This window comes from Kaistia defluvii (assembly GCF_040548815.1).
GTDB classification, from domain to species: domain Bacteria; phylum Pseudomonadota; class Alphaproteobacteria; order Rhizobiales; family Kaistiaceae; genus Kaistia; species Kaistia defluvii_A.
Map to the genome: position 1 here is coordinate 2,228,443 of NZ_JBEPSM010000001.1, position 23,881 is coordinate 2,252,323.

General features: G+C 67.0%; 21 protein-coding genes. 18 read left to right on the forward strand and 3 right to left on the reverse strand.

What is annotated here, in order from left to right; all coding sequences use genetic code 11:
• Nucleotides 1-20: 20 nt before the first annotated feature.
• On the forward strand, nucleotides 21-1,130 hold the full coding sequence (locus ABIE08_RS10500) for a substrate-binding domain-containing protein (RefSeq protein ID WP_354550823.1): 1,110 nt from the start codon (nucleotides 21-23) through the stop codon (nucleotides 1,128-1,130).
• Nucleotides 1,131-1,423: 293 nt separating this feature from the next.
• The gene (locus ABIE08_RS10505) at nucleotides 1,424-2,422 is read left to right on the forward strand and encodes a LacI family DNA-binding transcriptional regulator (protein ID WP_354551657.1); all 999 of its coding nucleotides are present in this window, start codon (nucleotides 1,424-1,426) and stop codon (nucleotides 2,420-2,422) included.
• Between the two features lie 49 nt (nucleotides 2,423-2,471).
• Here ABIE08_RS10505 and ABIE08_RS10510 read toward each other — a convergent pair whose 3' ends face one another.
• On the reverse strand, nucleotides 2,472-3,866 hold the full coding sequence (locus ABIE08_RS10510) for an FAD-binding oxidoreductase (RefSeq protein ID WP_354550824.1): 1,395 nt from the start codon (nucleotides 3,864-3,866) through the stop codon (nucleotides 2,472-2,474).
• 386 nt (nucleotides 3,867-4,252) lie between these two features.
• Between ABIE08_RS10510 and ABIE08_RS10515 the strand changes: the two genes are divergently transcribed.
• From ABIE08_RS10515 to ABIE08_RS10525, 3 genes are all read left to right on the forward strand, one after another.
• On the forward strand, nucleotides 4,253-4,948 hold the full coding sequence (locus ABIE08_RS10515; RefSeq protein ID WP_354550825.1) for a GntR family transcriptional regulator: 696 nt from the start codon (nucleotides 4,253-4,255) through the stop codon (nucleotides 4,946-4,948).
• A gap of 87 nt (nucleotides 4,949-5,035) precedes the next feature.
• Nucleotides 5,036-5,836, forward strand: a complete 801-nt coding sequence (locus ABIE08_RS10520; RefSeq protein WP_354550827.1) for a potassium channel family protein — start codon at nucleotides 5,036-5,038, stop codon at nucleotides 5,834-5,836.
• A 42-nt stretch (nucleotides 5,837-5,878) separates the two neighbouring features.
• Nucleotides 5,879-6,439, forward strand: a complete 561-nt coding sequence (locus ABIE08_RS10525; protein ID WP_354550828.1) for a methylated-DNA--[protein]-cysteine S-methyltransferase — start codon at nucleotides 5,879-5,881, stop codon at nucleotides 6,437-6,439.
• Nucleotides 6,440-6,443: 4 nt separating this feature from the next.
• Here ABIE08_RS10525 and ABIE08_RS10530 read toward each other — a convergent pair whose 3' ends face one another.
• Entirely contained in the window at nucleotides 6,444-7,286 is an 843-nt protein-coding gene (locus tag ABIE08_RS10530; protein ID WP_354550829.1) for an NAD-dependent epimerase/dehydratase family protein, read from the reverse strand.
• Between the two features lie 273 nt (nucleotides 7,287-7,559).
• Between ABIE08_RS10530 and ABIE08_RS10535 the strand changes: the two genes are divergently transcribed.
• The 10 genes from ABIE08_RS10535 to ABIE08_RS10580 all read left to right on the forward strand — a co-directional run bounded on the left by ABIE08_RS10535 (nucleotide 7,560) and on the right by ABIE08_RS10580 (nucleotide 19,852).
• Nucleotides 7,560-7,919 (forward strand): DUF423 domain-containing protein, encoded by a 360-nt coding sequence (locus ABIE08_RS10535; protein ID WP_354550831.1) that lies wholly within the window; start codon nucleotides 7,560-7,562, stop codon nucleotides 7,917-7,919.
• A gap of 74 nt (nucleotides 7,920-7,993) precedes the next feature.
• Nucleotides 7,994-9,580, forward strand: a complete 1,587-nt coding sequence (locus ABIE08_RS10540; protein ID WP_354550832.1) for a peptide chain release factor 3 — start codon at nucleotides 7,994-7,996, stop codon at nucleotides 9,578-9,580.
• Nucleotides 9,581-9,653: 73 nt separating this feature from the next.
• Entirely contained in the window at nucleotides 9,654-10,001 is a 348-nt protein-coding gene (locus tag ABIE08_RS10545) for an MmcQ/YjbR family DNA-binding protein (protein ID WP_354550833.1), read from the forward strand.
• A gap of 158 nt (nucleotides 10,002-10,159) precedes the next feature.
• Nucleotides 10,160-11,347: a lytic murein transglycosylase gene (locus ABIE08_RS10550; RefSeq protein ID WP_354550834.1), complete on the forward strand. Its 1,188-nt coding sequence runs from the start codon at nucleotides 10,160-10,162 to the stop codon at nucleotides 11,345-11,347.
• Nucleotides 11,348-11,583: 236 nt separating this feature from the next.
• Nucleotides 11,584-12,129, forward strand: coding sequence for an RBBP9/YdeN family alpha/beta hydrolase (locus ABIE08_RS10555; RefSeq protein ID WP_354550836.1), 546 nt, complete (start codon nucleotides 11,584-11,586; stop codon nucleotides 12,127-12,129).
• A 344-nt stretch (nucleotides 12,130-12,473) separates the two neighbouring features.
• Nucleotides 12,474-14,942 carry a membrane-bound PQQ-dependent dehydrogenase, glucose/quinate/shikimate family gene (locus ABIE08_RS10560; protein ID WP_354550837.1) on the forward strand — a complete coding sequence of 823 codons (2,469 nt, stop codon included), beginning with the start codon at nucleotides 12,474-12,476 and terminating at the stop codon, nucleotides 14,940-14,942.
• A 446-nt stretch (nucleotides 14,943-15,388) separates the two neighbouring features.
• Entirely contained in the window at nucleotides 15,389-16,405 is a 1,017-nt protein-coding gene (gene tauA / locus ABIE08_RS10565) for a taurine ABC transporter substrate-binding protein (RefSeq protein ID WP_354550838.1), read from the forward strand.
• A 285-nt stretch (nucleotides 16,406-16,690) separates the two neighbouring features.
• On the forward strand, nucleotides 16,691-17,461 hold the full coding sequence (locus ABIE08_RS10570; protein WP_354550840.1) for a taurine ABC transporter ATP-binding protein: 771 nt from the start codon (nucleotides 16,691-16,693) through the stop codon (nucleotides 17,459-17,461).
• Nucleotides 17,458-18,306, forward strand: a complete 849-nt coding sequence (locus ABIE08_RS10575; RefSeq protein WP_354550841.1) for an ABC transporter permease subunit — start codon at nucleotides 17,458-17,460, stop codon at nucleotides 18,304-18,306. Before ABIE08_RS10570 ends, ABIE08_RS10575 begins: the two co-directional genes overlap by 4 nt.
• Nucleotides 18,307-18,388: 82 nt before the next feature.
• Nucleotides 18,389-19,852 (forward strand): patatin-like phospholipase family protein, encoded by a 1,464-nt coding sequence (locus tag ABIE08_RS10580; RefSeq protein ID WP_354550842.1) that lies wholly within the window; start codon nucleotides 18,389-18,391, stop codon nucleotides 19,850-19,852.
• Nucleotides 19,853-19,860: 8 nt separating this feature from the next.
• Here the strand turns inward: ABIE08_RS10580 and ABIE08_RS10585 are convergent, their stop codons facing one another.
• The gene (locus ABIE08_RS10585) at nucleotides 19,861-20,445 is read right to left on the reverse strand and encodes a hemerythrin domain-containing protein (protein WP_354550843.1); all 585 of its coding nucleotides are present in this window, start codon (nucleotides 20,443-20,445) and stop codon (nucleotides 19,861-19,863) included.
• A 243-nt stretch (nucleotides 20,446-20,688) separates the two neighbouring features.
• On the opposite strand from ABIE08_RS10585, the gene ABIE08_RS10590 reads away from it, so the two are divergent.
• The 3 genes from ABIE08_RS10590 to ABIE08_RS10600 all read left to right on the forward strand — a co-directional run bounded on the left by ABIE08_RS10590 (nucleotide 20,689) and on the right by ABIE08_RS10600 (nucleotide 23,669).
• Nucleotides 20,689-21,243 (forward strand): LemA family protein, encoded by a 555-nt coding sequence (locus tag ABIE08_RS10590; protein WP_354550845.1) that lies wholly within the window; start codon nucleotides 20,689-20,691, stop codon nucleotides 21,241-21,243.
• Between the two features lie 10 nt (nucleotides 21,244-21,253).
• Nucleotides 21,254-23,152 carry a DUF2207 domain-containing protein gene (locus tag ABIE08_RS10595; protein ID WP_354550846.1) on the forward strand — a complete coding sequence of 633 codons (1,899 nt, stop codon included), beginning with the start codon at nucleotides 21,254-21,256 and terminating at the stop codon, nucleotides 23,150-23,152.
• Nucleotides 23,153-23,249: 97 nt separating this feature from the next.
• On the forward strand, nucleotides 23,250-23,669 hold the full coding sequence (locus ABIE08_RS10600; RefSeq protein WP_354550847.1) for a DoxX family protein: 420 nt from the start codon (nucleotides 23,250-23,252) through the stop codon (nucleotides 23,667-23,669).
• Nucleotides 23,670-23,881: the final 212 nt, after the last annotated feature.

The window sequence follows — 23,881 nt, forward strand, 5'->3', positions numbered from 1 at the left end:
CGCAACTCGGAGGGAAGTTCATGAAGTCACGTAACCTGTTGCTTGCCGCGGCCAGCGCCGTCGCCCTGATGGCCATACCGATGGTTGCCCACGCCGACGCCTTCGTCGATGAGGCCAAGGCCGTGGTCGCCAAGGCCGTCGGCCGCGCCGACAAGTGGGACGGCCCCACCACCGGCCCCAAGGCCGTCGGCAAGAAGACCGTCGTCTATGTCGCCGGGGACATGCGCAATGGCGGCATCCTGGGCGTTTCCCAGGGCGCCAAGGAAGCGGCCGAAGCGATCGGCTGGGACTATCGCGAGATCGACGGCCAGGGCACCGTTTCGGGCCAGGCCACGGCGCTCTCCCAGGCGATCGCACTGAAGCCGGACGCCATAATCGTCGGCGGCAGCGATGCCGTCGAGCAGAAGGCCGGACTGGAGGGCGCCGCCAAGGAAGGCATCCTCATGGTCGGCTGGCATTCCGGCCCCGTGCCCGGCCCGCTCGCAGGCACGCCGATCTTCGCCAATGTCACCACCGACGCGATGGAAGTCGCCAAGGTCGCGGCGATGAAAGCGATCGCCGATTCCGACGGCAAGGCCGGCGTGGTCGTGTTCGCCGACTCGACCTATGCGATCGCCATCGCCAAGGGCCGCGCCATGGAAGAGTGGATCAAGAAGTGCGCCGGCTGCTCGGTCGTCTCCTTCCAGGACACGCCGCTCGCCGACGTCTCGACGCGCATTCCGCAGCTGACCACGACGCTGCTGCAGCAGAATGGCGCCAAGTGGACCCACTCGCTGGCGATCAACGACCTCTATTACGACTTCATGCCGCCGGCGCTGCAGGCTGCCGGCATTGCCGGCGACGGCGACCCGCAGAACGTTTCGGCCGGCGACGGCTCGGAATCGGCCTACCAGCGCATCCGCGCCAAGGATCATCAGGCCGCGACCGTGCCGGAGCCCCTGACCATGCAGGGCTGGCAGCTCATCGACGAGCTGAACCGCGCCTTTGCCGGCGAAAAGTGGTCGGGCTACGTCCCGGGCGTCCATCTCGTGACGCCGGACAACGTTGCCTTTGACGGCGGCCCGAAGAACGTTTTCGACCCCGACAATGGCTATCGCGCCGAATACAAGAAGATCTGGGGCGTCCAGTAAGCGCCGCGTGCTGACCGGCGGCGGCCACGCGTCGCCGCCGGTTCCCCCATATCAGGCCCGCTGCCCTGGAGAGAGGCCCGCGCCGCGCAGGCGCTGGCCCCGGTCGGGGTCGTGCGCCCTGCTCTGGCGCTCCGGGCGTGGCTGGGCTAACGACGACGCTTCGCCGAGACGGCATATCCCGCACCCGGCTGTTTCAGCCTTTTTCCCCACGGCGCGGTTTGTCCCGCGCCGCCCCATGGATAGAGACGATGGCGACCGATCCCCCCGGCCGAACGCCGAAGAGCCAGCCCACCATGGCCGACGTCGCCGAGCGTGCCGGCGTCTCGACCATGACGGTATCGCGCGCGCTGAAGAAGGGCGGCCCGATCTCGGACGAAACCCGCCGCCGGATCATGGCCGCGGTCGACGAACTCGGCTACGTGCTCGACCAGACCGCCGGCACGCTCTCGTCCAAGCGCTCGGGCTTCGTCGCCACGCTGATCCCCTCGATCAACAATTCCAACTTCTCCGACACAGTGCGCGGCGTCAGCGAGGCGATCGAAGGCAGCGGATTGCAGCTCCTGCTCGGCCGCACCGACTATCTCGTCGAGAAGGAGGAAACGCTGCTGGAATCCATGCTGACGCGCCGGCCGGAAGGCATCATCCTGACCGGGGGCTCGCACAGCCCGCGTTCGCGGCGGCTGCTGGAATCGGTCGGCATTCCCGTCATCGAGACCTGGGACCTGCCGCAGGAGCCGGTCGAGCATGTCGTCGGCTTTTCCAACGCGGCAGCCATCCGCGCCTTGGTGCACGACCTCTACGTGCGCGGCTACCGCAACATCGGCTTCATCGGCGGCACCAGCAATCGCGACACCCGCGGCGCCGATCGCCGCGTCGGCTACAGCCAGGCGATCACCGAACTGCAACTCGGCCCATCCCGCATCATTTCGTTCGGCAGTCCGCCGATCTCGATGGAACAAGGCGGCGAGGCGATCGTCCAGCTGGTCGAGCAATGGCCCGAGGTCGATGCCGCGATCTGCGTTTCCGATCTCTCCGCCTTCGGAGCGCTGATGGAATGCCATCGGCGCGGCTGGGCCGTGCCGGGCCGGATCGCCATCGCCGGCTTCGGCGATTTCGAGGTGTCGCGCTGCGCCCATCCGCGCCTCACGACGGTTTCCGTCGATGCGTTCGAGATCGGCCGCACGGCGGGCCGCCTGCTACTGCGCGCGATCGAGGCGCGGCGCGAGGGCCAGCGGATCGCACCGGAGACCCACAAAATGCCGTTCCGGGTGATCCAGCGCGAAAGCACGTGACCGGGCCGAAGGCCCGATCAGGTCGGTCGAGGTGAAGGCTCTCAAGCCGTCATTCGAAGATCGCGCCGGGATTCATCCGGTTGGCCGGATCGATGCCGGATTTCAGCGTGCGCAGCAGGTCCATCTGCGTCGCCGAGGCGCGCTTCTCGAAGGCGTTGCGCTTGGCGCGGCCGATTCCATGCTCGGCGCTGATCGAGCCGCCGAGACGGTCGACCACCTCGAAGATCACCGCCTCGCTCGCCTTGATCCAGCTGCGCCGATCTGGGCCCTCCGGCATGTCGCGCGGCGGCATCACGACGAAATGCATGTTGCCGTCGCCGATATGGCCATAGGTCAGCACGACGCCGTCGGCGACGGTCTCGGCCAGCGCCGCCTCGACCTCGTCGATGCAGGCGGCGACCTGCGAGATCGGCACGGACACGTCGGTGCGCAGATAGGTGCCGTGCTTGACCTGCGCCTCGACGACCCCTTCGCGGATCGCCCAGATCTTCTGCGCCTGCGTGACGCTGGAGGCTCGCACGCCGTCGAGCACCATTTCCGCTTCCATGGCGAATTCCAGGAAGCCGCCGACCAGCACCTCGAGATCGAGCGGGCCGCTGGAGGATGCTTCGAGCAGGACGTAATAGGGCGCGCCGGTGCCGAGCGGATTGGAGATGTCCGGCATGGTGCGCGCCAGCTCGACACTGCGGTCCGAGATCAGCTCGAAGGCCGAGAGCAGGTCGGCCAGATGCCGGCGCGCGGCGGCGAACAGGCGAATGGCATCGCTGGCGGACGAGACCGCCAGGAACATCGTCTCGATGCTGCTCGGACGGGGGAACAACTTCAGCGTCGCCGCCGTGACGATGCCGAGCGTGCCTTCCGAGCCAAGGAAGAGCTGCTTGAGGTCATAGCCGGTATTGTCCTTGCGCAGCGTCTTCAGCCCGTTCCAGACGCGGCCATCCGGCAGCACGACTTCAAGGCCGAGCACGAGGTCGCGCATCATGCCGTAGCGCAGGACATTGATGCCACCGGCATTGGTCGCGACATTGCCGCCGATCTGGCAGCTACCCTTCGCGCCGAGCGACAGCGGGAACATCAGGTCTTCCGCCTCGACCGCCTGGTGCAGCACTTCCAGCACGCAGCCGGCCTCGACCTCGACGCTGAAATTGAGCGGATCGATCGCCCGGATCCGGTTCATGCGCTCCAGGCTGACCAGGACATGGCCGCCCTCGATCCGGGCCGATGCGCCCTCGACAAGGCCGGTGTGACCACCCTGCGGCACAATGGCGAGGCCCTTCTCGACGCAATAGCGCACGAGATCGACAACCTCGGCGACCGAGCGCGGCCGCGCGACGAAAGACGGATTGCCGTCCGCCTCGCCGGTCCAGTCGCGGATGTAGTGCGATCCGCGGTCGACATCCCGGATCAGGATCGTCTCGTCCAGCGTCGTCTCGGTCGTATCCATATCCATCTCCGTCCGGAAGAACCGTCGCCGCGCCGCGAGCCGACCGATCCAGCCTTTCCTCAAATTCATATCTGAGATATTTTAAAACTTGGGATCTGGCAACCGGCGTCGGCAGAGGGAAATGCTTCTTGAGCAGAATACAGGCCGAAAGCTCCTCCATTTTGCGCCATCGACGGCCCGATCCCGTCCGGACACCTCGTCCATTTGGACAGGTGCCCCGGACCCGAGGCCAGGGATAAAAAGGGGGAAGCGGCGGCACCCGTGACAGTCAGGCTTCCGGCGGGCGCGCGCATGTGCCATGCCATTCTTCAACAGTCGAAATATCGTCCAGCCGAAGCCAGGCCACCGGCGTGGCCTCGCAACGTCAGCAAGGGGAGCCGCCGCCGATGACCGCCCTGCCTCTCGATCGGCCCAAGTCGCTGACCGCCCGGGCATTCGATCGCCTGCTGCACAGCATCGTGCATGGCGAGATCGCCTATGGCACCATGCTGAGCGAAAAGGCCGTGGCCGAGACCTTCGGCACCAGCAAGACGCCGATCCGCGAGGCGTTCTTCCAGCTGCAGTCGCTCGGCCTGGTCGAAATCCAGCCGCAGCGGGGCTGCTACGTCCCCTTCCCGACCATCGACAAGGTGCGCGAACTCTGCGAGCTGCGTATCGAACTCGAAAGCTACGCGCTGGGGCTTTCCATGGAGCGGGGGCAGGCCCGATTGCTGGAGGCGCTGTCGAGCCCCTTCGCGGAGATGGAAAAGATGCGCGACGGCTACCAGCGCGAGACCTATCACACGCTCGACCAGGATTTTCACAAGGCCTTCTTCGTCGCCTGCGGCAACAGCCTGCTGGCCGAGGTCTATGGCTCGGTCGACCCGCGCATCCAGGCGCTGCGCGCCAACTTCTCCTCGCCCAACGAGCAACTCTTCGAGGTCTCGCGCAACGAGCACGCGGCGATCGTCCAGGCGGTGGCCGACCGGAACCTCGAAAGCGCGACGGCCACGATCCGCGACCATATCAACCGAGTCCGCGACATCTATTCGGAAGGGATCGAGACGCGGAAGCCGTTGGACCCGACCCTGGCCCATCTATAGGCTTGGTCCCGCCGGCGCGTTGAAGCCGGAGTTCCGAGCGGCCCCGGCCGTGTCATGGCTGCCACTCGGGCGGTTGAGCGAGCCCTTATGCAATCCAATTCCAAGAGCGCGATGGACGGTGGCTTCGCCCGGCTGCGGCGGCACCTGCATTTTCTCTATCACAGCCGCGCCAGGCCGGCCCGCCTGTTCCAGACCTGCGTCGTCACCATCGACCTGCTGATCATTGCCTTCTTCATCGCCACCCCGATGATCCGCGATGCCTCGGCCTTCCTCTGGTACGATTATGCCATCGCGATCGTGCTGGCCGTCGACCTGACCTGCCGGGGGCTGGCGGAAACCGACCTGAAACGCTGGCTGCGGCAGCCGACGGTGATCGTCGACATCTTCATCCTGATCACGCTGCTGTTTCCGGCCTATCTCGCCAATCTGGGCTTCCTGCGCATCCTGCGGCTCTGGTCGCTGTCGCGCAGCGGCTTCCTGTGGCGGCCGCTGTCGAAACGCCAGCTGGCCCGCTGGCAGCAGCCGGTGCAGGCGGTGCTCAACCTGGTGACGTTCCTGTTCGTCGCCACCGGCTTCATCTACACCTTCTTCTTCCGCTTCAGCCCCGGCTTCGCCGGCTATATCGACGCGCTCTACTTCACGGTCGCGACCGTCACCACGACCGGCTTCGGCGATATCACGCTGCCGGGCCCCTGGGGCAAGCTGACCGCCATCGTCACCATGATCTGCGGCATCTCGCTGTTCGTGCGCCTGGCGCAATCCATCGTCCGGCCCAACAAGGTGTACTTTCCCTGCCCGCGCTGCGCCCTGCAGATGCACGACCCGGACGCCGTCCATTGCAAGGCCTGCGGCGAGATCCTGGCCATTCCCGACGATGGCAACAGCTAGCCGGTGGCTGGTCTCGTTCCCGGTTTGTGCTAGATTGCGGGGATGACCACCCAAGGCCTTGCCCTGTTCGATACGCCGATCGGCCGCTGCGGCATCAGCTGGAGCGCGCGCGGCATCACGGGCGTTGAATTTCCGGGCGCCGATGCCGAGCAGACGCGCCTGGCGCTGGCGCGCCGCTTCCCCGATGCGCACTCCGAGGAGCCGCCGGCCTTTGTCCAGTCGGCCATCGCAGCGATCGTCGCGCTGCTCGAAGGCGCGGATGATGACCTGACCGCCGTCCCGCTCGACCCCGATCATATCCCGCCCTTCAACCAGCGCGTCTATGACGTGACCCGCGCCATCCCGCCCGGCCATACGCTCACCTATGGCGAGGTCGCGGCGGCGATCGGCGAACCGGGCGCGGCGCGCGCCGTCGGCCGGGCGCTCGGCGAAAACCCCTATCCGATCCTCATCCCCTGCCACCGCGTGCTGGCGGCCGGGGGCAAGATGGGCGGCTTCTCCGGCACGGGCGGCATCGCCACCAAACGCCGGGTCCTCGCCATCGAAAGCCGCGCCAAGCTGGACGAGCTGCCGCTGTTCGGCAGCCGTCCGGAGGGAGCCTGACGGCTCAGCGCCAGCCGTATTGCGGCTTGTAGCCGAGCACCTTCTTCGCGCGGTCGATCGAGAGCAGCGTCTCGTTCGGGCCGATGGGGCGCTTGCGCTCGATGCCCGGGAACGCCTCGTCGAGCAGGGAATCGTTCGTCCGGCTCATGACGCCGTCCTCATTGGCGATGACGAAGACATCAGCGCCCCTGAGCGGCGATTCCAGCGCCAACCGGCACGACTGCGCGGCGTCGCGCACGTCGATATAGGCCCAGAGGTTCCACTTGCGGGCGTTGATGTCGGCGTCGAAGGCCGGGAATTCCGCATAGCGCTCCGGCGGCATGACGTTGGAGAAGCGCAGGCCGAAGATCTTCATTTCCGGATCCCAACGGCAGAATTCCTTGGCCATCTCTTCGCCGAGGAACTTGGACAGCGAATAGGCCGTCTCGGGTCGGCCACGATAGGCCTCGTCGACCGGCACGTAGGGCGGCGGCGTCTCGAAGGGCAGGCCCAGCACCGTCTCGCTCGAAGCCCAGACGACATTCTTGATGCCGAGCACCCGCGCCGCCTCGAACACGTTGTAGGTCGAGATCATGTTGGTCTCGAAGATGACGTGGTTGGGCGCCAGGCCCGGCGCGGGAATCGCGGCCAGATGGATGATCCCGGTTGCCTTCTTGAAGCGATCGTCGATCCCGGAGAAGGCGGCCAGCGCCTGGCCGTAATCGGTCAGATCGACCTTGCTGAACGGCACGCCCTGCCCCGGCGGCGGAAGGGCCATGTCGATCGAGGCGACTTCGTAGCCATGCTCGACGAGATCCTTCACCACCGCGCGACCCGCAAGACCGCTTCCACCCGTAACGATGATCATGTTTCTCTCCCGAAGCTTTGGACTGGAAGCCGGCGGCAACGCCTGACCGGCCTGTGACGCGAGGCGGCGGAGCCGCGATGACAGCGCTAACATAGCATCGGATCGCGATGTGACAATGCCCCAGCGGAATATCTCGCGCTTGCGCAGCCCCTCGGGCCTCCAGCGGGTTGGGCGGTTTTGCCACGACGCGCGCCGGCGCAATCGGTTCTATTCGATCGGAGAATGCGGGTCGCCGATGGCAGGCTTCGGCAAGGACTTTGGGAGAACAGGCACATGAACGGACAAAAGGCGCTTCTGGTTGTCGCCGGTCTCGCCGGCATGATCGGCGTGGCGCTGGCCGCCGCCGGCGCGCATTTGCCGGGCGGCGAGAGGCTGGCCACCGCCGGCAACATGGCGATGGCGCAGGCGCCCGCGCTGCTGGCGCTCGGCTTCTTCGTGCCGACGACGGCGCTGCTGATGTCGATTTCCGCCTGGGCGATCGCGCTCGGCCTGATCGGCTTTTCCGGCGCGCTGGCCTTCCACAGCCTCTCCGGCAGCGCGGCTCTCTCCTTCGTGGCGCCGATCGGCGGCACGACGATGATCCTCGGCTGGCTCGGTATTGCGGTCGCGTCGCTGCTGATGCGCAAGCGCTAGACGCTTCGGGCTGGCCTTTCGGGCCGGTCTCGTCTATCGATGCGCCACCTCAAAAACCGTTAGAAGACTGTTTCATGGACGCCCTGACCGGACCCGTCGATCGCCGCCGGACCTTCGCCATCATCTCGCACCCCGATGCGGGCAAGACGACGCTGACCGAAAAGCTGCTCCTGATGGGCGGCGCGATCCAGCTTGCCGGCGAAGTGAAGGGCAAGCGCGACCGCCGCCAGACCCGTTCCGACTGGATGGGCATCGAGCGCGAGCGCGGCATCTCCGTCGTCACCTCGGTGATGACGTTCGAGTATGGCGGCAAGATCTTCAACCTGCTCGACACGCCGGGCCACGAAGACTTCTCGGAAGATACCTATCGCACGCTGACCGCCGTCGATTCCGCCGTCATGGTGATCGACGCCGCCAAGGGCATCGAGGATCGCACGCGCAAGCTGTTCGAAGTTTGCCGCCTGCGCGATATCCCGATCGTCACCTTCGTCAACAAGCTCGACCGCGAGACGCGCGATCCCTTCGACCTGCTCGACGAAATCGAAAAGGTGCTGGCGCTCGATACCGTGCCGATGACCTGGCCGATCGGTCGCGGCCGCGAATTCGCCGGCACCTACGACATCGTCGCCCGGACGGTCCGCCGCATCGACACCGACAATTCCGTCATCCCGGTCTCGGGCCCGAACGATCCCAAGATCGACGGTCTGACCACGCCGGAGGCCGTCGCCCTGTTCCGCGAGGAAATGGAACTGATCGAGGGCGCCGGCAACGGCTTTGACGCCGACAGCTTCCGCCAGGGCCACCTGACCCCCGTCTATTTCGGGTCGGCGCTGCGCAATTTCGGCGTCCACGACCTGATCGACGCGCTCGCCGCCTTCGCCCCCTCGCCCCGTCCGCAGGAAGCCGAAGGCCGCACCGTCGAGCCGACCGAGCCGAAGATGTCGGGCTTCGTGTTCAAGATCCAGGCGAACATGGATCCGAACCATCGCGACCGCATCGCCTTCCTGCGCGTCTGCTCCGGCAAGCTGCAGCGCGGCATGAAGGCCAAGCTGGTGCGCACCGGCAAGCCGATCCCGCTGTCCAGCCCGCAATTCTTCTTCGCGCAGGACCGCCTGCTCGCCGACGAGGCCTTCGCCGGCGACGTGGTGGGAATCCCGAACCATGGTACGCTCCGGATCGGGGACACGCTGACCGAGGGCGAGAACCTCGTCTTCCGCGGCGTGCCGAGCTTCGCGCCGGAAATCATGCGCCGCATCCGGCTGCAGGATCCGATGAAGGCGAAGAAGCTGAAGGAAGCCTTGCAGCAGATGGCCGAGGAAGGCGTCGTGCAGGTCTTCGTGCCGCATGACGGCTCGCCGGCGATCATCGGCGTGGTCGGCGCACTCCAGCTCGACGTGCTGAAGGAACGCATGCAGGTCGAATACAGCCTGCCGATCGATTTCGAGCATTCGCGCTTCACGGTCTGCCGTTGGGTGACCTCGCCCGACAAGGTCGCGCTGGAAACCTTCATCGATCGCCACCGCTCGTCCATGGCGTCCGATCTCGACGGCGCCCCGGTGTTCATGGCTCCCTCAGCCTTCGAGCTGCGCTATGAGCTCGACCGCACGCCCGGCATTACCGCCAGCGAGATCAAGGACTACCAGCGCGAAGAAGCCGCCTGATCCGGCAGGCTGGCAACCCGGCCGCAACCGGCGCAAACTGCCCTGCGAGGATCCTTCCTGGCGGGGCGAGACGATGCCGGTCGATACGGATGGGCTGAAGCAGATCTTCCTGGCGTTGCCGGAGGTGCGCGAGGGCGTCACCCACGGCACGCTCTCCTTCTATCTCGGCAAGACCTTCTTTGGCCGGATGCAGGAGGACGGAAGAACCTTCGCGCTCAAAATGGATTTCGGCGATCGCGACATGCTGATCGCGGTCGAGCCGGAGATCTTCTTCACCAACGACCATTTCCGCGGCTACGCCTATGTGCTGGTGCGCCTGCCGGCGATCGACGCCGACCGCCTGGCGCCGCTGGTGGAAAAGTCATGGCGCCAGACCGCGCCGAAGCGGCTTCTGAGAGCCTTCGACCCCGCCGCCGGCTGAAGCCGGACCCATCAAGGATTGCAGAGGCCGTTGCTTTCGTCACGGAATCGACGGATTGCGATGGTCAAAGACCGCTCAAACGATTGGGCCGCATCCCGGCCCGGCATCATGCCCCCCGGCATTCTCCTCGGAGGTTTTCCCCCATGCGAAAAGCTGGCTTGCAGCTCGCGACATTCTTCGCCCTCGCCCTATCCGCCGCCCCGGCCTTCGCTGCCTCCTGCAAGGACGCATCCGGCTTCCCCGCCTGGCTCGATGGCGTGCGGCAGGAAGCCGCCCAGAGCGGCATTTCGGCGAAGGCGATCTCGGCGCTGGACGGCATCGCCTATGCGCCCGACGTCATCGCCAAGGACCGTGCGCAGAACGTCTTCTCGCAGAGCTTCCTGGAATTCTCCGACCGCATGGTCGCGAAGTATAGGCTGCAGAAGGGCGCGCAGCTGATCAAGTCGAACGCCAAGCTGTTTGACCGGATCGACAAGGATTACGGCGTCCCGGCCGCCGTGCTCGTCGGCTTCTGGGGCCTCGAGACGGATTTCGGCGCCAATCTCGGCGACATGCCGACGCTGCGTTCGCTGGCGACGCTCGCCTATGACTGCCGCCGCCCGCAGCTCTTCCACGACCAGCTGATGGCGGCGCTCACCGTCATCGACCGTGGCGACCTAACGGCATCCGAGATGAAGGGCCCGTGGGCCGGCGAACTCGGCCAGGTACAGTTCCTGGCGACGCATTACCGCGATTTCGCCGTCGACTATGATGGCGACGGCCGCCGCGACCTGATCAAGAGCGTCCCGGACGTGCTCGCCTCCGCCGCCAATCTGCTGGTGCATGAAGGCTGGCAGCGCGATCAGCCCTGGCTGACCGAGGTTCGCGTCCCCGCCGATCTCGACTGGTCGCAGGCCGATCTGCAGATCCAGCATCCGGTCTCGACCTGGCAGAAGATGGGCGTCACCGTCGCTCCCGGCTCCAAGCTTCCGACCACCGACTACAAGGCGTCGCTACTGCTGCCGATGGGCCGCAACGGCCCGGCCTTCCTCGCCTACCAGAATTATCGCGTCTATCTCGAATGGAACCAGTCCTTCATCTACGCAACGACGGCCGCTTACTATGCCACCCGGCTTGCCGGGGCGCCGCAGGTCGGACGCGGCGATAACGCCAAGCAGCTTCCCTACAAGGAAGTCATCGAGTTGCAGAAGCTTCTCGCCAAGCGCGGCCATGACGTCGGCAAGGTCGACGGCATGATCGGCGCTGGCACCCGTTCGGCGGTGAAGGCGATGCAGATCGATCTCGGCATGCCCGCCGACTCCTATCCCGACGCCGCGCTGCTGCAGCGCCTGCGCGCCGGCAGCTGAGGACCAAAAGGCCGGGCGGCAGCGCTCGGCCTCTTTTTTTGCGGACCGCGCGCCTCAAGCGGGAATCGTCCACGACCGGCCGGGGTGAAGGCGCGCAGCGGTTGCGCTTCCAAGCATCTCGCGATCTGAGGGAAGATAATCCGGCATGCCGGAAAAGCTTGGACCCTCATTCCTTCGACCCGGAGCCTGCCTGCCCTATTCTTGGAGCCATCCAATTCCTGGGCAGAGATTGCGCCATGTCCCGTTTGATCATTCCCGGCTGGCAAGGGTCCGGCCACGGCCACTGGCAGCGCCGCTGGCTCGATGTCGATGCCGACGCGCGGATCGTCGAGCAGGATGATTGGCATGCGCCCAAGCTCGAAGACTGGCTCGCCCGCCTGGATACCGCCATCCGCCGCACCCGGCAGCCCGTCCTGATCGCCCACAGCCTCGGCGCGGTCCTGGTCGCGCATTATGCCCGCCGCTATCCGCGCGCGCCGATCGCCGGCGCCCTGCTGGTCGCCCCGGCCGATACCGAGTCGCTCGCTGCTGATCACCCGCTTTCCGGCTTCGCCCCGGTTCCGCTGTCGCGCCTGCCCTTCCCTACCACGCTCGCCCTGAGCCGCAACGACCCGTATATCTCGGTCGAGCGCGGGCGGCTGTTCGCCGCGCGCTGGGGCTCGGAACTGGTCGACCTCGGCCATGCCGGCCACGTCAACACCGAGAGCGGCCATGGTCATTGGCCGGCCGGCTTCCGGCTCGCCTCGCAGCTGGGCAGCCAGCCGATCTGCGCCGCGGCCTGATTGTCCGCCGCCCCGATTCGCCCAATCCGACGGCTTGCCGTCGCCGATCCCCATCGGCGCGGGCCGTCGTCATGGGTGAGCCGGACCCGTCGCCGCCCACGCTGACGTAGCGTTGCGGGCGAAGCCTTATCGAATCCTGCAGTTTGCAAGCGCGGATGGAGGCCATCGCATGGCCGTCAAGCCCGATGCGTTGCGTCAAATTAGATAGGCAACTATACTATTTCTTGGGCTCGCGTTGAGCCCGCGTGCCGCCAGGCGCGCATGGCGTTGTCGGCCCGTCGGGCTCAATCGCAAACGAGGCGCCGCCTCCCCCCGGCCGCGACGCCCCATACCGAGGTGAAAAAATGGCCAGTTCGAGAGCTCCGCTTGGCATTGGCGGATGGTTGCTCGTCCTCTTTGGAATCATCGTCGCGCTTGTCGGACTGGGGCTCGCCATTCCCGGCGTCCAGCTGATCCTGCTCGGCGGCTCCTGGTATTACGCGCTGGCCGGCATCGGCCTCGTCGTCGTCGGCATTCTCTACATCCTGCGCCGGCCGGTCGCGCCCTGGCTCTACATCGCCATTCTGCTCGCCACCCTCGCCTGGGCGCTCTGGGAAGTCGGCCTCGATTTCTGGCCGCTAGTGCCGCGCCTTGTCGCGCCGGCCGTGCTCGCCGTCTTCGCGCTTCTGCTGGTGCCGGCCTTCCCGGCGCGCGGCCGCAGTTCGGCCCCCGCCCTTCTCGGCGCGCTGGCCCTGATCGTCGCGCTCGGCGCCACGGCCTATTATGCCTTCACGCCGCATGGCGTGATCCGCAATGCGGTCGCCTCGGCCGATGCGCCGCCGGCCGTCCCCGCAGCGGCGGCGGGCGCCACCGACTGGCGCCAGTATGGCCGCACCTCGCACGGCACGCGCTACGCGCCGATCGACCAGATCAACCGCGACAACGTCAAGGACCTGAGGGTCGCCTGGACCTTCCAGACCGGCGACCCCGCGGTTTCGGGCTCGGAAGACCAGAACACGCCGCTCCAGGTGGGCGACACGGTCTATACCTGCTCGCCGCACAACATCGTCCACGCCCTGAACGCCGAAACCGGCGCGCTGCGCTGGAAATTCGATCCGCAGGCGAAGTCGCCGCTCTGGCAGCGTTGCCGTGGCGTAAGCTACTATGAGCCGGTGACCGTGCCGGCCGCCGCGGCGCCTGCCGCCACCGAGGCAACGCCGGCTCCCACCGATGGCACGGAGACGGCCGCCACCCCGGCCACCGAAGCTCCCGCCGCCACCCCGGCTCCGGCCCCGGTCGCCGACAATTGCGGCGCCCGCATCGTCATGACGACGATCGACGCGCGGCTGATCCAGATCGACGCCAAGACCGGCCAGCCCTGCACGGGCTTCGGCAATAACGGCACGGTCGATCTCAAGAACGGCATGGGCGACGTCAAGGCCGGCTTCTACTTCCAGACCTCGGCCCCGACCGTCATGCGCGACCTGATCCTGGTCGGCGGCTGGGTCTGGGACAATGTCGAGACCGGCGAGCCCTCGGGCGCGGTCCGCGCCTTCAACGCCCGCACCGGCGAACTCGCCTGGGCCTGGGATCTCGGCAACCCGTCGATCACCGGCGCCCCGCCGGCCGGCGAGAGCTATACGCGCGGCACGCCCAATGTCTGGTCGACGCCGAGCTATGACGACGCGCTCGGCCTCGTCTACCTGCCGACCGGCAATGCGACGCCGGACTTCTTCGGCGCGCACCGCTCCAAGGCGGCGGAGGATTACACCGCCTCGGTGGTGGCGCTCGACATGGCCACCGGCCGCGAGCGCTGGAAGTTCCAGACCGTGCATCACGACCTCTGGGACTATGACGTTCCCTCGCAGCCGGCGCTCTACGACGTGCCGGACGGCAAGGGCGGCACGACGCCGGCTTTGATCCAGGTCACCAAGCGCGGCCAGATCTTCATGCTCGACCGGCGCGACGGCAAGCCGATCGCCGAAGTGCAGGAAAAGCCCGTTCCCCAGACCGGCGGCGTCAAGGAGGACTTCCTCTCCCCGACCCAGCCCTATTCGGTCGGCATGCCCTCGATCGGCACGGAGCCCTTCACCGAGGCGCGGATGTGGGGCGCGACCCCGTTCGACCAGCTCTACTGCCGCATCGAGTTCAAGAAGATGCGCTATGAGGGCGAATTCACCCCGCCCGGCACCACCCGCTCGCTGATCTTCCCGGGCTATTATGGCGGCATGAACTGGGGCAGCGCCTCGGTCGATGAAGCCAACGGCCTGCTCGTCGTCAACGACATCCGCATGCCGCAGTTCGTCGAACTGCTGCCGCGCGAGGTGGCTGACAATTACGGCCCGTCGGCGGCGCATGACGGCCTCGGCACGCAGAAGGGCACGCCCTATGGCGCGCTGAAGAACGGCTTCCTGTCGCCGCTCGGCGTGCCCTGCCACCAGCCGCCCTATGGCACGATCACCGGCATCGACCTGAAGACGCGCCAGATTGCCTGGCAGGTTCCGGCCGGCACGCTGCAGGATACCGGCCCGCTCGGCATGAAGACCGGCCTGCAGATCCCGGTCGGCATGCCCTCGCTGGGCGGTCCCACGACAACCGCCGGCGGCCTGGTCTTCTATGCCGGCACGCAGGACTATTATCTGCGCGCGCTCGACAGCAAGACGGGCGACGAACTCTGGAAGGGCCGCCTTCCCGTCGGCGCCCAGGCGACCCCGATGACCTATGTTTCGCCGGAATCCGGTCGCCAGTTCGTGGTGATTTCGGCCGGCGGCGCGCGCCAGTCGCCCGATCGCGGCGATTACATCATCGCCTACAGCCTGCCCAAGGCGAACTGACCCGCATCCAGCAATGCGAACAATCCGAGGGAGGGTGCGCAAGCGCCCTCCCTTTTTCGTTAGCGATGCCCGATCGCCATCGCGTGACCAAGCTCCCCAAGGTGAGCCGGCATCCGCCGGAGGCGAAAAACGCGCAATGAACGACCCCGACATTCTTCAAAATTAAAAACGACTGCCTTTATCGTCTAAGGCGTCATTCCTAGTCTGAAGACACGGTCGGATGATCGACCGCCGCGGCGATTTCAGGATTGGCTTGCCCCGCGCCAACAACGGCTAAGCCCCAAAGGGAGCACGACGCCCATGACAACCCGGCTCTGTTGACCGACGGATCGGTCGAGATCGCCTGATGGCGATGCCGCGCAGCGCGCGGCGCTTTCCAACCTCTTTGCATTCCCCGCGCTCCCGTTCAGCGAACGGATGCCTGCGCGCTACTCTCAGGACAAACCATGTCACGCATCACCCGCCGCACCTTCGTTGCCACGGCCGCCGCGATCGGCCTCACCTTCGCCGCCGGGGCCACGGCCCGCGCCGACCAGACCAAGCTGACGATCGGCTACCAGACCGTCGTCGAGCCCTCCAAGGTCCCGCAGGCCGACGGCGTCTACGAGAAGGCCGCCAACGCCACGATCGACTGGAAAAAGTTCGATTCCGGCGCCGACGTCATCGCCGCGATCGCTTCCGGCGCGGTGGATATCGGCTATGTCGGCTCCAGCCCGCTCGCCGCCGCCGCCAGCCGCGAACTGCCGATCGAGACGATCTTCGTCGTCGGGCTGATCGGCGAATCCGAGGCGCTCGTCGTGCGCAACGGCGCCAACATCAACGAACCGAAGGATCTCGTCGGCAAGAAGATCGCCGTGCCTTTCGTCTCGACCACGCATTACAGCCTGCTCGCGGCGCTGAAGCACTGGAACATCGATCCGAAGACCGTCGAAGTCCTCAACCTGCGTCCCCCCGAGATCGCCGCCGCCTGGGAGCGGGGCGACATCGACGCGGCCTATGTCTGGGATCCCGCGCTCGGCAAGATCAAGGAGAACGGCAAGGTCCTGACCGACTCGGCCCAGGTCGCCACCTTCGGCGCGCCGACCTTCGACGCCTGGATCGTCCGCAAGGAATTCGCCGATGCGCATCCCGACGCGGTCAAGGCCTTCGTCAAGGTGACCGGCCAGTCCTATGCCGACTTCCGCGCCAAGCCGGACGCCTGGGATGCCAAGTCGGAACAGGCAGCCAAGATCGCCCGCCTGACCGGCGCCAAGGTCGAGGAAGTCCCGGCGCTGCTGAAGGGCTACCACTTCCCGCTGTTGGAGGAGCAGGCGTCGAACGCGCTGCTCGGCGGCGGCACGGTGAAGGCGGTCGCCGACGCCTCGGCCTTCCTCAAGGAGCAGGGCAAGATCCCGGCCGTGCTGCCCGACTATAGCGGCTACGTCACCACCAAGTTCGTCACCGAGGCACAGGCTTCCAACTGAGGTCGTCGTGGCGGCCGTCGGCGGCCGGGCCAAGCCGCGACAACACCCGGCCCGTTCCGCGCCCCTCTGTCGCGGAACGGGCCAAACCGTTTTCGGGGCGGTTGCCGTTCGGCACATACGTAGCGGACCAACCCGTGCTCGCCGTCATCCCGGGCTTGACCCGGGATCCATTCAGCCGACGTGCGACGGAAGCTGAATGGATCCCCGCCTTCGCGGGGATGACGCCGGAGCGGCGGGAACTTTGGCGAACAAGCGCCAGCAGTCGGCAAGGAAGGACGAACACCCATGCCCCATCTCACGCTGGAAAACGTCTCGCTCCGCTATGATGGCGGGGCGCCGGTGCTTTCGAATGTCTCGCTCGACATCGCCTCGGGCGAATTCATCGTCATCGTCGGGCGCTCCGGCTGCGGCAAGACTTCCCTGCTCAACCTTGCCGCCGGCTTCCTCACGCCCGACTCCGGCCGCGTCCTGGTCGACGGCAGGCCCGTCGCCGGACCCGGCGCCGAGCGCGCCGTCGTCTTCCAGAACGATGCGCTGTTCCCCTGGCTGTCGACGGCGGAAAACGTCGCCTTCGCCGCGCGCCTCGCCGGCGTCGCCCAGGCCGAGCGGCGACGCCAGGCCGACCGCCTGCTCGACATCGTCGGCCTTGCCGGGCTCGGCGACCGGCCCATCTGGCAGCTCTCCGGCGGCCAGCGCCAGCGCGTCGGCCTGGCTCGGGCGCTCGCCGCCGATCCCGCCTTCCTGCTGATGGACGAGCCGCTCGGCGCGCTCGACGCGATGACCCGCGAGGGGATGCAGGACCTGCTGCTCAACGCCTGGCACCAAAGCGGCGCCGGCACGCTGCTGATCACCCATGGCGTCGAGGAAGCGCTCTACCTCGCCACCCGCATCATCGTCATGGCGCCCGCCCCCGGACGCATCATTCGCCGGCTCGACGTCGATTTCGGCCGGCGTCGCCTGGCCGGGGAAAGCGCCCGTTCGATCAAGTCGAGCCCGACCTTCGTCGCGGCGCGCGAAGACCTGCTCGACAGCATCTTTGAGAGGGAAGCGGCATGAGCCTCGATCTTGCGGAAGCCAGCCTCGCACCGTCCCGCGCAGAATCCGAAGCAGCCCGGCCGCCCACGCCCCCGCGCAAGCGCCCGGTCGTCGCGATCACCGCCGGCCTGACCCTCACCGCCCTGCTGCTCGCCTGGACGATCGCGTCGCATTTCCGGCTCGTCTCGGCTCTGTTCCTGCCGTCCCCCTTCGAGGTCAGCCGGGCGTTCCTGACGGTCGCGCACGAGGGTTTCGTCGACGCGACGCTGTGGCAGCACCTTTCCGCCAGCCTCGGCCGCGTCTTCGCAGCCCTCGTCGGCGCGACGCTGATTGCCGTGCCGGTCGGCTTCGCCATCGGCTCGAGCCGCATCGGCCGCGGCATCTTCGATCCCATCATCGAGTTCCTGCGGCCGATCCCGCCGCTCGCCTATCTGCCGCTGGTGATCATCTGGTTCGGCATCGGCGAGCCTTCTAAGATCCTGATCATCGGCATCGCCATGCTGGCGCCGATCGTCATTTCCACCACGTCCGGCGTGAAGGGCGTCGACCCCGACCGCCTCAACGCTGCGCGCTCGCTCGGCGCCACGCGCGGCCAGTTGCTTCGCCATGTCGTGCTCCCCAGCGCCCTGCCCTCGATCCTGACCGGCATCCGCATCGCGCTCGGCGCCGGCTGGTCGACCCTGGTCGCGGCCGAACTGGTCGCCGCCTCGCGGGGCCTCGGCTTCATGATCCAGTCGGCGGCGCAATTCCTGGTCACCGACGTGGTCCTGATGGGCATCCTCGTCATCGCCGCCGTCGCCTTCGCGCTGGAGGCGATCCTGCGCTGGATCGAGCGTCGCCTGGTGCCCTGGGCGGGCAAGGCCTAGGTGTCTCGGACGCTGGGTTGTTGAACGATTAAGCCCTCGCGCCCTAGACTGCCTTGCAGGGACGGGGCGGAGGGGGGCGACAGTGCGAGATGGGTGGGGAGCAGCGCTGCGGCTGGTCGTGCTGGCGGCCGGGATCGCCGTGTCGGGGTGTTCGGCCACCGACACCACGCCCATCAACCAGACGCGGACGCAGGCAGGACCGCCCTCGCCCGCCGCCCTTCCCGATCCCGACGATGACGGCGGCACCATCCTGGCGCTGGCCTTTTCCGGCGGCGGCACCCGCGCCGCCGCCTTCGCCTATGGCGCGCTGACCGAGCTCGACACGCTCATCATCGACGAGCATCCCACCGAACGCAGCCTGGTCGACGACGTCCGCTCGGTCGCCGGCACCTCCGGCGGCGCCGTCATGGCCGCCTATCTCGGCTACAAGGGCAAGGAGGGATATGCCGACTTCCGCGATCGTTTCCTGGCGATGGACGCCGAGAGCTACATGCGGACCCTCTTCACGCCGAGCAATCTGGCGCGCACCGTCGTCGATGGCGGCGCCAATGACCGCAACAGCTTCGGCCGCTGGCTGGACGAACAGCTCTTCGAGGGCGCGACCTTCGCGGCCTTCCACAAGCCGGACAGGCCGATCGTCTGGATCACCGCCTCCGACATCTACAACCGCACGCCGTTCCTCTTCACCCAGGATACTTTCTCGGCGCTTTGCAGCGATCTCGACCAGGTGAAGATCGCCGATGCGGTCGCCGCTTCGGCGGCGGTTCCGGTCGTGTTCTCGCCCGTCATCCTCGCCACGCCGGCCAAGGGCCAGTGCCAGTATCAAAGGCCCGCTTGGCTGCAGCGGGCGATCGATTCCGACAACCCGTCCGTCCGCCTGCAGGCCTATGCGCGGATGCTCGATTCCTACCAGTCCAACAGCGATCTCAAATATGTCCGCCTTCTGGATGGCGGCCTGACCGACAATCTCGGCATCAGCGCGATGTCGCTGGAGCGGGCCCAGGCCACCACGCCCTATGCCCCGCTGTCGGCGTATCAGGCGGTGCGCATCCGCCACTTCCTGTTCATCGTGACCGATGCCGGCGTCCAGAACGAATATGACTGGGGCGTATCGCAGCAGCCGCCGCATATCGGCAAGATCCTGCGCTCGGTCGCGGATACGACGATCTCGGCCTCCACCCGCCACGGCTTCGACGCGGTCGACCTCGCCTTCAACCAGTGGCAGCAGCAGCTGATCGAATATCGCTGCGGCCTTACCAATGCGCAGGTGCTGCGCACGCGCGGCACGCTCGTCGGCTGGAACTGCCGCGATGTCGTCGTCACCACCGAGCACCTGTCGTTCCGCAACGCCGACCCGTCGCTATACCGGGCGCTCAACAACATCCCGACCCGGCTGCGCCTCGACAAGCAGCAGGTCGATCTGGTGATCCAGGCCGGCCGCGAGGCGGTGCGGAACAATGCGAACATCCAGAAGGTCGCCCGCGAAACGCGCCAGCGCGCCCGGATCTTCGACGCGATCGGCCGGGCCCAGATGGCGCGCAACTGACGCCGCGCTCAGATGCCGATTCCGTCCTCGGTCCGGTCGAGGATCAGCGGGATGATCAGGTCTTCCTCGTCGGCGAGATGGCGCATCAGCCCCGCGAGCATGGCGCCGCTCGCATCGGCATAGGCATTGCTTGCCCGCAGCAGGGCATCGCGATCGCCATCGAGCGACCGCAGCAAGCCGTTCGCCGTCTCGGCCACGGAATCGATCCAGTGATGGATCGTCTGGTGATCTCCGTCTAGCAGTTCGAAGCCATGCGCCAGGCGTGGCTCCGCCGCCGTGAAGACGGGAAAATACTGGTAGTCCTCAATCTGGTGATGGCCCTCGAGCTCGCCGAGAAAGCGCTGCAGCCGCGGCACCAGCCAAGGGCCGAAGGCGCGCGGCTCGATCCTGCCTTCCCGGAAATCCACCAGCCCGGCGGCCATGATCCGGCCCTGCTCGCGAAAAGCATCATGGCGCTGCAGCCAGAAGCGCGCCGTCATGCCGAGATTGGCGTGGCCGGTCCAGACCTCGCGCGGATAGAGCTCGGCGAGGAAGCGCAGCGTCTCCGGCAATCCGGTACGGGTTTCGAGCGCAAGCGTGGCGGGATCGGTCATGGGCACCTTGGGCCGCGAAGGCCGGAAAAGCGTCGGGACGGGACAAGGTCCCAGAGATAGGGATCGGAACGGCCAAACCAAGGGATGCGCCCTCGCCCGCGCCGGCGCGATTCGGCCGGGTGGCATGAAAGCGACTTCGCAAACCTTGCCGCGAAGCGCTATCAACAAGCCAGCACCGCCGCAACCGGGCAGGATTCGACAAGGGCCGAGCGTTCCGGCGCCGCCAAGCCGAGGGGAAAGACCTTGACCACATGGATTGTTCTAGCCGTGATCGTGGCCGCCGCGTTCTATGCGGTCAGCCTGTACAACAACCTCGTCACCAAGCGGAACCTCGCCCATGAGGGCTGGAGCGGCATCGACGTCCAGCTGAAGCGCCGCGCCGACCTGATCCCCAACCTGGTCGAGACGGTCAAGGGCTATGCCGCGCATGAGAAGGGCATCTTCGAGGATGTCGCCGCCAAGCGCGCGGCCAGCATGAACGCCGGCGACGTCAAGAGCCAGGCCGCCGCCGACCAGGCGCTTTCCGGCGCGCTCGGCCGGCTGATCGCGATCTCCGAGGCCTATCCGGACCTGAAAGCCGACGCGAATTTCCGGGAGCTCCAGGCCCAGCTCGCCAGCGTCGAGGACGAGATGCAGATGGCGCGCCGCTATTACAACGGCACGGTGCGCGACCTGAACACCGCGATCCAGACCTTCCCCGCCGTGCTGGTCGCCAACATGTTCGGCTTCCACGCCGAGGCCTTCTACGAGATCGAGGATCGCGCCGCCGCGCAGATCCCGCCCAAGGTCTCGTTCTGAGGCGTTATCCATGCTGCGCATATCTGGATTCCTGATCGCTCTCCTGCTGTCGCTGGCGTCCGCCTCCGCCGAGGAGCGCATCCTGCGCTTCGTCTCGGACGTGGCCGTGCAGCGCAATGGCGACCTCGACGTGGTCGAGACCATCCGCGTCCAGGCCGAGGGCAACGAGATCCGGCGCGGCATCCTGCGCGACTTCCCGACCACCTACCGGGATGACCGAGGCGGCTCGGTGGTCGTCGGCTTCGACGTGGAATCCGTCACCCGCGACGGCCAGAACGAGCCCTTCGAGATCGAATCCCTGGCCAATGGCAAGCGCATCCGCATCGGCTCGGCCGACACGCTGCTCGAGCCCGGCCCGCACGATTACGTCATCCGTTATCGCACGACACGCCAGATCGGCTTCTTCGACGGTTTCGACGAATTGTACTGGAACGCGACCGGCACCGGCTGGACCTTCCCGATCGATGTCGCCGAGGCGCGGATCACGCTTCCCGAGGCCGTCCCGTTCGGCAATACGGCGATCTATACGGGCCAGCAGGGCGACCGCGGCCAGGATGCCACGGTCGTTTCCAAGGATCCGGGACGGATCGTCTTCCGCACGACGGCGCCCCTGCCGGCGCATAACGGCCTGACGGTTGCCGCCGCCTGGCCGAAAGGCGTGGTCGAGCCGCCAAGCACCAGCCGGCGCACCGTCTGGTGGCTCAAGGACAATATCGGCGCGATCTTCGCGCTGCTCGGCGGTGCCGGCGGGCTGCTCTACCTGTTCCAGGCCTGGCGCAAGGCCGGCCGCGATCCCAGGCCCGGCCCGATCATTCCCCTCTTCACGCCGCCCGAGGGCCTTTCGGCCGCCGCGACCCGCTATATTTCGGAAATGGACTTCGACGATCGCGTCTTCACCGCTGCGATCCTCGATCTCGGCGTCAAGGGCCAGCTGAAGATCACCGACAGCGACAAGACCCTGGTCGTGACCCGCATGCCGGGCGGCAAGGCGATCCCCGCGCCGGAAGCCGCGGCGGCGCAGGCGCTGTTTCGCAGCCGCGGCGAGATCTCGCTCGTCCAGTCGAACCACGCCACCCTTTCCAACGCCCGGACGACGCTGGCCCGAGCGCTCGAGAAGGCCTATTCCGGCACCGTGTTCAACATGAACAGCGGCTGGCTCACCGGCGGCGTGCTGATCACGGTCGCGGCCTATGCGCTGGCGGCGATCGGGCTGGTGATCGCCATGGGCGAAAACGGCATGGTCGCCGCCTTCAGCCTGGTGTTCCTGTCAGTGCCGTCCATCGTGGTCGGGCTGACCCTGCGCTCGCTGCGCGGCAGTCCCTGGTACAAGCGGATCTTCACCCTGCTGTTCATCGGCATCTTCGCGCTCGCCTTTGGCGGCGCGGGCCTCGGCGTGTTTCTCAGCGCCGTGCGCAGTCCGATCGATCTGGCGGTACTCGTGCTGCCCTTCGCCCTGCTGCCCATGCTGGCCTCGTCCTTCTCGTGGATGCGTGCGCCGACGCCGGAGGGGCAGAAGTTGCGCGATGCCATCGCCGGCTTCCGCCAATATCTCGGCATCGCCGAGGAGCACCGGCTGGAAATGCTGCATCCGCCGGAAAAGACGCCGGAACTGTTCGAGCGCTACCTGCCCTATGCCGTGGCGCTCGACGTCGAAAATGCCTGGGCGGCGAAGTTCGCCGGCATCCTGGCGGCGGCGGGAGCGACCGCGGCCGTATCGAGCTGGTATATCGCGAGCGGCAACCGGGACGTCGGCAGCCTGGTCGACCGCCTCGGCTCCGGGCTATCGCAGACGGTGGCCGCAGCCGCGACCGCACCGGGTTCCAGTTCGGGTTCCGGCGGCTTCAGCGGCAGCAGCGGCGGTGGTTCATCCGGCGGCGGCGGTGGAGGCGGCGGTGGTTCCGGCTGGTAGTCGCAGGGACCAGCACTAAAATCATCCGGCCGCATGTCGAAACCGGGCCCCTTCATCCGTCGCTTGGCAATAGAGCGACGTTTCGGAGGGACGATCCATGGACAGCACATTCAAGACCCTGGCACTGGTTATCGCGCGCCTGATTTTCGGCGGCGTCTTCGTGATGGCGGCGACCTTCAAGTTCATCGACATGAACGCGACCGCCGGCTACATCGCCTCCGCCGGCTTCCCCGCCTCGCTATTCCTGGCCTGGGTGGCGGCGATCTTCGAGACGGCTCTGGCAATCGCGCTGCTGACCGGCGCGTTCTTTTCCGAAGCCGCGCTTCTCGCCGCTGCCTATATCCTGTTCCTGGCGATCGCCTTCCATGGGCCCTCGCACTGGAGCGGCAACCAGGCGGAGTTCGGCTTCTTCGTCGACCACTTCACCTTCATCGCCGGCCTGCTCTTCGCCGCCGTGCACGGCCCGGGCGAAAGACTGGCCCTGCGGAGGTCCCTGCTTGGAAGGGCGGCCGCCTAGCGACTTGAATGCGCATAAGAAGGGGCAGTGCCCGGCCGGTCACTGCCCCTCGCATAACAGTCTCCCCTTCACCTCTCCCTGAGGGAGAGGTCGACGGCCAAAGACCGGCGGGTGAGGGTTTACGGCTTCTCCGGATAGGTCCCTAAACCCTCACCCGGAGCAAGACTTTGGCGCCCTTCGGAAACCGGCGTGCCACCCTCGACACCCAACAT

Bases quoted from the DNA above. Each gene is read 5' to 3' on its own strand.
- ABIE08_RS10500 (WP_354550823.1), top strand. From the start codon at position 21: ATGAAGTCACGTAACCTGTTGCTTGCCGCGGCCAGCGCCGTCGCCCTG.
- ABIE08_RS10505 (WP_354551657.1), top strand. From the start codon at position 1,424: ATGGCCGACGTCGCCGAGCGTGCCGGCGTCTCGACCATGACGGTATCG.
- ABIE08_RS10510 (WP_354550824.1), bottom strand. From the start codon at position 3,866: ATGGATACGACCGAGACGACGCTGGACGAGACGATCCTGATCCGGGAT.
- ABIE08_RS10515 (WP_354550825.1), top strand. From the start codon at position 4,253: ATGACCGCCCTGCCTCTCGATCGGCCCAAGTCGCTGACCGCCCGGGCA.
- ABIE08_RS10520 (WP_354550827.1), top strand. From the start codon at position 5,036: ATGCAATCCAATTCCAAGAGCGCGATGGACGGTGGCTTCGCCCGGCTG.
- ABIE08_RS10525 (WP_354550828.1), top strand. From the start codon at position 5,879: ATGACCACCCAAGGCCTTGCCCTGTTCGATACGCCGATCGGCCGCTGC.
- ABIE08_RS10530 (WP_354550829.1), bottom strand. From the start codon at position 7,286: ATGATCATCGTTACGGGTGGAAGCGGTCTTGCGGGTCGCGCGGTGGTG.
- ABIE08_RS10535 (WP_354550831.1), top strand. From the start codon at position 7,560: ATGAACGGACAAAAGGCGCTTCTGGTTGTCGCCGGTCTCGCCGGCATG.
- ABIE08_RS10540 (WP_354550832.1), top strand. From the start codon at position 7,994: ATGGACGCCCTGACCGGACCCGTCGATCGCCGCCGGACCTTCGCCATC.
- ABIE08_RS10545 (WP_354550833.1), top strand. From the start codon at position 9,654: ATGCCGGTCGATACGGATGGGCTGAAGCAGATCTTCCTGGCGTTGCCG.
- ABIE08_RS10555 (WP_354550836.1), top strand. From the start codon at position 11,584: ATGTCCCGTTTGATCATTCCCGGCTGGCAAGGGTCCGGCCACGGCCAC.
- ABIE08_RS10560 (WP_354550837.1), top strand. From the start codon at position 12,474: ATGGCCAGTTCGAGAGCTCCGCTTGGCATTGGCGGATGGTTGCTCGTC.
- tauA (WP_354550838.1), top strand. From the start codon at position 15,389: ATGTCACGCATCACCCGCCGCACCTTCGTTGCCACGGCCGCCGCGATC.
- ABIE08_RS10570 (WP_354550840.1), top strand. From the start codon at position 16,691: ATGCCCCATCTCACGCTGGAAAACGTCTCGCTCCGCTATGATGGCGGG.
- ABIE08_RS10575 (WP_354550841.1), top strand. From the start codon at position 17,458: ATGAGCCTCGATCTTGCGGAAGCCAGCCTCGCACCGTCCCGCGCAGAA.
- ABIE08_RS10585 (WP_354550843.1), bottom strand. From the start codon at position 20,445: ATGACCGATCCCGCCACGCTTGCGCTCGAAACCCGTACCGGATTGCCG.
- ABIE08_RS10595 (WP_354550846.1), top strand. From the start codon at position 21,254: ATGCTGCGCATATCTGGATTCCTGATCGCTCTCCTGCTGTCGCTGGCG.
- ABIE08_RS10600 (WP_354550847.1), top strand. From the start codon at position 23,250: ATGGACAGCACATTCAAGACCCTGGCACTGGTTATCGCGCGCCTGATT.